Here is a 6609-nt window from a genome sequence, read left to right on the forward strand (position 1 = left end):
GCGACGGAGTCTTTGAGCCACTCGGTGAAGAGTGCCGCACTGCGCTCGCCGCTGATCCCATTGCCCATATTGCGTGGATGCACCCGGAGCATGTCACCGAGGCGCAGAACCCGCATATCCACGAACTCTGGGGAGTCGAGAAACGCATCAATGGTCTTGGCACGCTTATCGGGCGCTTTGTCCGCGATAAACGTATCGAACTCGTCGGCAGTGGGCAGAATCCCGCGCAGATCCAGCGAGACGCGGCGCAGGAACTCGGAGTCGTTGGTGGGGCGCGACGGCTGAACATTGAGCCGCTTGAGGTTGGCGTAGACAAAGTCGTCAATGAGGTTACCTGGGGCCAGCTTCGGGTAGGGCGCTTTGTCTTCTCGGGGCAGTGTCAGCGATGCGGCATGAACCGTGCCCAGGTAGCGCACCACCACGGCGGCCCCGCCCCAGCGCTTGCCGGTCATGGTGCCCTTTTCGTCCACGGTGACCACGGCGGGATCGCTTGTCTCGTAGTTGGCTTGCGCCGTGACATCGCGGCTCGTGCCATCCGAGAAGCTCGCGACTACTTTTAGCGGGACTTTTTGCCCGACTTTGCTCAGAGTCACTTGCGCGGGGGTGACGGCCAGCTTACTCAGAGTCGCGTCGGTTGCCTCGTCAAACGGGGCACCCGCAGCGATCCAATCACGGATGGTTTTGTATTGAGGCGAGCTGAGTGAAAAACGCTCTCCTCCAGCATGAGGGCTCTTGTTGGTCGCCTTCATGAGCAGCAGGCTCTTCTCCGGCTCCATCAGGTTTACACGCCGTCCGCGCCCTCCACGAACCAGGGGATCAAAGTCATCGGCTGGGGTAAGAGTGAGCAGGGAGAGCTGTAGCCCACCACGTCCTCCAAATTTCCCATGACAGGCCGCCACGGAGCAGCCTTTTTTATCAAGAATGGGGGCAACATCGCGGAGGAACTGCGGGGCGGCGGCTTTCGTGCTCGCCTGCGCCCGTGGGCCGATGGCAGCGATGCCACTTGCGAGGGCTGTGAGTGCCAGCAGCGTGCTCGTTCGAATCTGAGTTTGGGTCATGGAAGGGTCTCCCTTGAAAATACCTAAAGGAATTATCCCTTATTCCCGCAATTACGTCAATCTAAATCGGTAGAATAGGCTATCTAACAGAGGAGATTTTAGTGGAAATGAGACATTTACTCTTGCCCACGCTGGGCTTTGTCACTGTGGGAATACTGTGTATTGGTTGTAATAATCAACCCGCCACGGAATCAGTGCCCGCGCCGACAGTGGCAAACACACCTGTCGAGACAGTCCGGGTGATCAAAGAGACCCCCAACCCAATGGCTAAGCCCACCGCCAAACCGGAAACCCCCAAGATGTCAGGCGACAAAGGGGTAACGGAGACGGTCAAAGAGGGGGCTGACAAGGCGAAGGCGGGGGCGGATCAGGCAGGGGCACTTGCTGATAAGGCTGGTGCAGCCGTAGCAAACCTACCAGGCGGCCTCGGTGAGACCGCCAAGGCCGCCGCAGACACCGCAAAAGCCGGTGCCGTCAAGATGAAAGCGGGGGCTGATGCCGTAAAAGGGGGAGTTGAGAAGGCGGATAGTGCTGCCAAGGCCGCCGGGGATGCCGCCAAAGGGGCGGGTGATGCATTCAAGGGCGCGGGCGACGCGGCCAAAGGGCTACTCGGCGGGAAGTGAGCGTGCCTTCGCCGCCTGCACAACTCAGCGTCACCGCACCTGCTACTATGTGGCAGTAGCTGACATGGCGGCAACGAACTGCACATCATTCTCGGCACCCTCGAACTCCTTCATCTGTCGAAACCATTCCAGCGCCCAGCCAGGCCGCGCATCCGGGCGTACCGCTGCCATTTGTAGCAGCGAAACCACTTCCGACCGTACGCCTTCGCCACGCACTTTCCAGAGCGTCGCCGCCGCCTGAACCAGACTTCGATAACTGTAATCCCCCGTCACAAGTTGACGCTCGAAGTACGCCCATGCTCGCTCGTATTGCTCTACTCCGTACAGCAAAGTGGCGCAGGTATTCAGACAACTGGCAACGGTCGTCGCCTGCCACTCCTCGTTCGGGTCGAGCGTGGGAAGATACGCGGCCACAAGCAGCTCTAATTCCTCGACGATCGCCCTACGGGACGCCTCGCCTCGCTCCGTGAAACTATCGGTACGATCCTCAAAAGCGAAGTCCCACATCTGTTTCATCTCGATGCGCCAGAAGGGGGAGAAGGCGTCCCGGTCGGCCTCGTCGGACAGGTTTCCGCTGGCCCGGATCGCTTCCCAGGCTTCTTCGTATCTCCCCGTTTCGCGCAGCGCCAACGCCCTCGTGCGGATCAGGTAATACCGCTCACGACGCGAGCGTGCCGTTTTTGGCGTTTCGTCCAGTATCTGCCCCGCCCGCGTCAGCCACTCCTCCAGATGTCCGAAGGTCTTCCAAAGGTCCCAATAGGAATACGAAGAAAATGCCCATAGCATCAACTCCCCGTCCGGCGCAATCTCATTCATCACGCCGGTTCCGACGAACGTATGCAGCCATTCCAGAAACTCACGGTGCAACCGTACGTACTCGCCGCGATAGCCGCTGAGGCACAGAGCGTCGAGCCGCAATTTGGTCGCTTCCGCGCGTTCCGGCGGAGTCAGGTCGGGTCGGGCGAGATACAGGTTCAAAAGGTCCGCCGCCGTTGAATACTGGTTCAGGTCCCAGACGATCATCATGACCGCGCGCCGCATTGCTTTCCGATCCAGTGGTTCTCCGGCGAGCAATTTTTCCTCAAAGGCATTGCGCTCCCGCTCCAGCGCGTCCCAATCGGGCGGCGGCTGGGGGCCTTCGCCGGGCATCGGCGTATGATACCGAGAGCTGCATGCCAGCTGATGGTCGCGCTTCACCCTACCCTGGAACTGCGCGGTGGCGGAGGGCCGCTCCTCGTTGAGTGTTTCTTCAGACATGGTAAACATTCTCCTTTTTAAGCGGGTCCGTGCGGCGTGCAGGCGGCCTTTCACAGTCGAGAGCGGCACATTGAGCGATTCCGCGATCTCCTTCATCGACTGGTCGCCGACGTAGAACAGTAGGACGGCCGTGCGCTCCGCTTCGGGCAGGTCACGCACCGCCTGACGGACTGCCTCGCGCATCTCAGACACGGCCATCTCCGTCGCCAGGTCGCCGTCGAAGGACGCTGCTGTCGTGGCTGCGGCGGCATCGTCGAGTGTTAAGGCCGTTGCCGCTCGAAACTGTCGTCGTCGGGTAATGCGGTCGGCGTGCTTCCGCACCAAGGATTGCAGCAGCGAGGGGAACGCGGTGGGATGCTGAAGGTACGGGAGGCGTCGCAGGGCTTCGACAAAAGCTTCCTGCGCCACGTCCTCCGCATCCGGGATCCCGCCGCCGAGTCCGCCAAGCAGAGACGCCGCAAGGCCAACGGCCATGTCCTGAAAGCGCAGGATCAGTATGTTAAGCGCGTCCGTATCCCCATTTTGCGCATGGATCACTAGTTCGGGGAGCGCTATTAACGCCCGACGTCTCGTTGCCGCTGGCGCATTCATGGGGGTGGCGGAGACAGTATTGTGCTGTGATCTGCTTTTTCTCTCCGCCAATTCAGCTCGCGTCAATAGGTCCGTCATCGCATCGCCCCGCTTTCTGCTATAGTCCGCAGTTGCCGTTTTACCGGACTCTCTACGTTGATTGCTTGCTTTAAGAGACCCGGTATCGTCCCGAAAGGTTAGAAAAATTTTTGAAATCATTCGCTCCCGTCGCCGCCAGCGAACCCGGAGTTGACTAACTTCCAGGAGATCAGCGAGATCAGCTTTCACAAAACGTGCGTTTTATGCGAATCTCGGGAGCTACGCCCTTGACGAATCTGTAGCAAATTTCGATGGCTTGAAGCGTGATATCTGATTGCGTCCGAGGAACGAGGACAATATGACGCCCCCGTTCATGGGGGCGATTACTCAGGGGGCGGGATGCGACTTACAATCTCTCGTGCGATTTCGAGTGATGCGGTTGCGGCGGGAGAGGGTGCATTGCAGACATGAAGCTGCCTCTCTCCAGACAGAATCAGAAAATCGTCCACGAGGGCACCGTCGTGGGCGAGGGCCTGTGCGCGGACTCCTGCCCCGGCGGGAGTCACATCACTGGGTTGGATCTCAGGAATCAGAGTCTGCATTGAGTGCACAAAGCGTGCTTTGCTCAGAGAGCGCCATATTTCTTGCAGGCCTTCATCGGCGTTTTTCAGGGCGAGTTTCCAGAATGCGGGGTAGGTGAGAGTCTCAAAGACCTCCCCAAAATTGAGGTCCGTTTTTTTGTATCCCTCCCGTGCGAGTGCGAGAACGGCATTGGGACCGGCATGGACACTGCCATCTGTCATGCGGGTGAAGTGCACTCCTAGAAAGGGGAAGCTTGGGTTGGGCACCGGGTAGATCAGTCCCCGCACCAGTGAGCGGCGCTCCGGGATCAGCTCGTAGTACTCGCCGCGAAACGGGATAATCTTCGCACGGGGGCAGACTCCCCCCAGGGTAGCAACTCGGTCACTGTAGAGTCCGGCGCAGTTGATCAGAAAACGCGATGGAAAGTCTCCCTGCGTCGTCTGAAGTGTGACGGAATCACCTTTTTTGACGATGCCCAGCAGCTTGGTCTGTAGTCGTAGCTCCGCACCCTGCTCGGTGGCAAGGCGGGCGAGTGCCTGAGCTACCTGCTTGTAGTCAATGATTCCTGTACTGGGGATATGGAGCGCTGCGACTCCCCGAACATGCGGCTCGTGCTCTTGAAGCTGCTCGGGAGTCAGCCGACGCGCGACGATACCATTTGCCGCCGCGCGCAGCTCTAAAGTCTCCAGGCGTGGTAGCTCGTCGGGGTGAGCGGCAACTATGACTTTCCCACAGATCTGGTGCGTGACTCCCTGCGCCTCGCAAAATGCCACCATGGATCGCGCCCCGGCAACCGCCATGCGTGCCTTGGCGCTCCCAGGCTTGTAGTAAATCCCAGAATGGATCACGCCACTATTGTGCCCCGTCTGGTGCGCGGCCCAGCCACTCTCTTTCTCAATCAGAAGTAGGCGGGCGTTGGGGTGTGCCTGACCGAGCTGGTAGGCGGTGGCAAGACCGACAATGCCACCGCCGATGAGGGCGTAGTCGTACATTCCGGAGCTACAGTTGCCGCACCCAAACATTGCGAAAACGCACGGGGTTGCCATGATCCTGAAGATAGAGCGGCCCCTTGGGGGCAAGTCCCTTCAGTGGTGCGGAAGTGGTCGGCTCCCCGGTTACCGGGATGTGATCCTGAATCAGAACCCCATTGTGAAGCACCGTGATGGATCCTGGCTGTACTTTTCCGTCTGGCAGGAGCTTGGGGACATGAAAGATAATATCGTAGCTCTGCCACTCACCCGGCTTCCGGCACGCGTTCACCAAGGGGGCATTAAATCCGTACAACGCGCCTGCCTGTCCATTGAAGTAGGTCTTGTTGTTGTAGGAATCTAGCACCTGGATCTCGTAGCGGCCCATTAAATAGACACCGCTGTTGCCGCGCCCCTGGCCATCGCCTTTTACGGTTGTGGGGGAGGTCCACTCGACATGTACCTGGCAGTCCCCAAACTCCTGCTTGGAGAAGATCCCCCCAAAGGGTGTGGTTTCCATCACGTCACGCTCTAGCTTCCAGCGCGGCTCTGGGCTTTTTTCGCCACGAAAAGCATCGAGGTTCTTTCCGTTAAAGAGCACAATAGCATCGGAGGGCGGGCCGCCAGCCGGGCCTGGGTCAATGATCGTTGGTTCTTTTTGTCTCATGCGGCGATTGTACCTGTTTTTCCTTTTCGGATTAGTGTCCGTAAAGATAAATTTAAGGACACTAATTGGATTTGCAATTATATTGCGCATAATCACAAAATCATGCTATGATAGCAGCATGACAATGCGCGAAATCGCAAGGCAATGTGAACTTCCCGAAAGCACCCTGAGAGTCTGGAGAGATGAGTTTGAGGCGTTCCTGCCCGCTATAGGTGAAGGGAAACGGCGCCGCTACCCAGAAACGACCCAGGCGCTACTGCGGCAGATTGCCGGGTGGAAGAAAGCGGGAATGCCCTCGGAGCAGATTCGCAGTGAGCTGGCAAGGCGAACCACCCCCAAAGAAAGGGGCCAGCGACGAAATACGGAGAGCCAGCTCGACGAGCTACTTGCCCTTGTACGAACGCAGACCAGCGAGCTTGCCGCCCTGCGCGCTGAGGTAGGGGAGCTGCGACGGCAAGCAGGGCGGCAGGTAAAGCCACAGGCGTTTGAAAGCTAGCGCCAGAACTTGCGATCCAGTGTCCGGTACTGCACTGCCTCCGCAATATGGGCCACACCAATACTCTCGGAGCCCACGAGATCCGCGATCGTGCGGGCAACTTTCAAGATGCGGTCGTAGGCACGCGCCGAGAGCTGCATGGCCGTGATCGCTGCACTGAGAAGCGATTTCGCCTCTGGTTCCATGGTGCAGTGACGCTGGAGCTGGCGCGAGCTCATGTGCGCGTTGCAAAAAGTACTGGAGCAAGGCGACCAAGCCGACACTTTCTCCTGAGCAAACCGCTGGCGCTGGGTCTCTCGTGCTCTCTCCACACGCGTGCGAATCGCCGCCGAGCTCTCCCCCGCAGGTG

Annotated in this window: 6 protein-coding genes and 1 pseudogene; 2 read left to right on the forward strand and 5 right to left on the reverse strand. The window is 59.0% G+C overall.

Features of this window, described 5'->3' with window-relative positions:
• Positions 1-1058: DUF1549 domain-containing protein (locus ACH2EH_RS01980; RefSeq protein WP_395138352.1), on the reverse strand; the 1058-nt coding region annotated here is incomplete at its 3' end.
• A gap of 107 nt (positions 1059-1165) precedes the next feature.
• Between ACH2EH_RS01980 and ACH2EH_RS01985 the strand changes: the two genes are divergently transcribed.
• Positions 1166-1681 (forward strand): hypothetical protein, encoded by a 516-nt coding sequence (locus ACH2EH_RS01985; RefSeq protein ID WP_395138354.1) that lies wholly within the window; start codon positions 1166-1168, stop codon positions 1679-1681.
• 45 nt (positions 1682-1726) lie between these two features.
• On the opposite strand, the gene ACH2EH_RS01990 is transcribed toward ACH2EH_RS01985, so the two are convergent.
• From ACH2EH_RS01990 to ACH2EH_RS02000, 3 genes are all read right to left on the reverse strand, one after another.
• Complete coding sequence (locus ACH2EH_RS01990) at positions 1727-3475, reverse strand: RNA polymerase sigma factor (protein WP_395138357.1); 1749 nt, start codon at positions 3473-3475, stop codon at positions 1727-1729.
• Positions 3476-3930: 455 nt separating this feature from the next.
• Positions 3931-5121, reverse strand: a complete 1191-nt coding sequence (gene lhgO / locus ACH2EH_RS01995; protein WP_395138360.1) for an L-2-hydroxyglutarate oxidase — start codon at positions 5119-5121, stop codon at positions 3931-3933.
• A 7-nt stretch (positions 5122-5128) separates the two neighbouring features.
• Positions 5129-5764, reverse strand: coding sequence for a DUF1080 domain-containing protein (locus ACH2EH_RS02000; RefSeq protein WP_395138362.1), 636 nt, complete (start codon positions 5762-5764; stop codon positions 5129-5131).
• 118 nt (positions 5765-5882) lie between these two features.
• Here ACH2EH_RS02000 and ACH2EH_RS02005 point away from each other — a divergent pair, with 118 nt between their 5' ends.
• Positions 5883-6260 carry a MerR family transcriptional regulator gene (locus ACH2EH_RS02005; RefSeq protein ID WP_395138364.1) on the forward strand — a complete coding sequence of 126 codons (378 nt, stop codon included), beginning with the start codon at positions 5883-5885 and terminating at the stop codon, positions 6258-6260.
• On the opposite strand, the pseudogene ACH2EH_RS02010 reads toward ACH2EH_RS02005, so the two are convergent.
• A pseudogene (locus ACH2EH_RS02010) lies at positions 6257-6609 on the reverse strand (magnesium chelatase); the annotation flags it as partial. The gene ACH2EH_RS02005 and the pseudogene ACH2EH_RS02010 sit on opposite strands and share 4 nt — an antisense overlap.

Source organism: Armatimonas sp., assembly GCF_043760365.1.
Classification (GTDB): Bacteria; Armatimonadota; Armatimonadia; order Armatimonadales; family Armatimonadaceae; genus Armatimonas.

Coding starts and splice junctions, on each gene's coding strand:
- lhgO (WP_395138360.1), bottom strand. CDS start 5,121: ATGTACGACTACGCCCTCATCGGCGGTGGCATTGTCGGTCTTGCCACC.
- ACH2EH_RS02005 (WP_395138364.1), top strand. CDS start 5,883: ATGACAATGCGCGAAATCGCAAGGCAATGTGAACTTCCCGAAAGCACC.
- ACH2EH_RS01985 (WP_395138354.1), top strand. CDS start 1,166: ATGAGACATTTACTCTTGCCCACGCTGGGCTTTGTCACTGTGGGAATA.
- ACH2EH_RS02000 (WP_395138362.1), bottom strand. CDS start 5,764: ATGAGACAAAAAGAACCAACGATCATTGACCCAGGCCCGGCTGGCGGC.